The organism is Paenibacillus cucumis (ex Kampfer et al. 2016) (assembly GCF_019748695.1).
Taxonomy (GTDB): domain Bacteria; phylum Bacillota; class Bacilli; order Paenibacillales; family Paenibacillaceae; genus Paenibacillus; species Paenibacillus polysaccharolyticus.
Map to the genome: position 1 here is coordinate 1 of NZ_JACLIC010000066.1, position 1,108 is coordinate 1,108.

Here is a 1,108-nt window from a genome sequence, read left to right on the forward strand (position 1 = left end):
TCTAGCTATGATGAACGTAAACAAGGATAGCCCTCCATATTGCTGCACTCGTAGGTTAAAATGGAAAGTGACAAAACCACCATTTCAGAGCTACACAGCAAAGGAGAGCTATCACTATGCAGTCTACCACAAAATTCATCGGTTTAGATGTGTCCAAAGAAAAAATTTCGGTGGCTATCGCAGACGAAGGACAGGCCAAACCTCGGTATTACGGGTCCATTGCGCATTCGCCTGCCGCTTTACGTAAACTCATCAAAGCGCTTGGACCTGCAAATACCTTGTCCTTCTGCTATGAAGCTGGTCCGACAGGATACGAAACCCACCGCTGGATTGAATCTATGGGTGCACATTGTGTGGTCATCGCTCCGTCCCTCATTCCCAAACGTGCAGGGGATCGAGTGAAAACCGACCGCCGCGACGCAGAACAACTGGCGCGTTTATTTCGTGCGGGCGAGCTCACTCCCATTTACGTTCCCGCTCCAGAGGATGAAGCTCTGCGTGAATTGGTTCGTGCACGTGAAACAGCCAAAGAGGATTTACACCGGGCTCGGCAGCGTGTGCTCAAGTTTTTACTTCGCCACCAGATCCATCCGCCGGAACACATCAAACGGGCCTGGACGAAAAAATATCGGATCTGGCTGGGAACAGTCACTTTCCCGCAAATCTCGATGCAAACCGCATTTACCGAGTATCTTCACACACTGAATGAGGTGGAACAGCGGATTAGTCGATTGGAAAAAGCGCTTATTGAAGAAGCGGCGACCCATCCCAAAACGGAAATGATCCGCATCTTGCAGTCCCTTCGCGGCATTGGTTTTCTGACGGCGGTTACCCTGGTTTCGGAGATCGGTTCGTTTGCCCGGTTTTCTTCCCCAGCGAGGCTCATGGCTTACTTGGGCCTGGTTCCCCGTGAGCATTCGTCTGGAGCCAGTACCAAACGAGGTTCCATCACCAAAACAGGGAATGGGCGCCTACGTCGAACCTTGATCGAATCGGCTTGGAGTTACCGTCACCGACCGGCGGTGAAAGGAGACTTAGCCATCCGTTTAGAAGGTCTGTCCGCGGACATACAACAGATTTCATGGAAAGCGCAGAACAGGCTACATGC

Annotated in this window: 1 protein-coding gene; it reads left to right on the forward strand. The window is 51.5% G+C overall.

Features of this window, described 5'->3' with window-relative positions; translation table 11 throughout:
- Window positions 1-116: 116 nt before the first annotated feature.
- Window positions 117-1,108 (forward strand): IS110 family RNA-guided transposase (locus tag H7T88_RS28445; protein WP_221791732.1); only part of this gene is annotated, 992 nt, incomplete at its 3' end.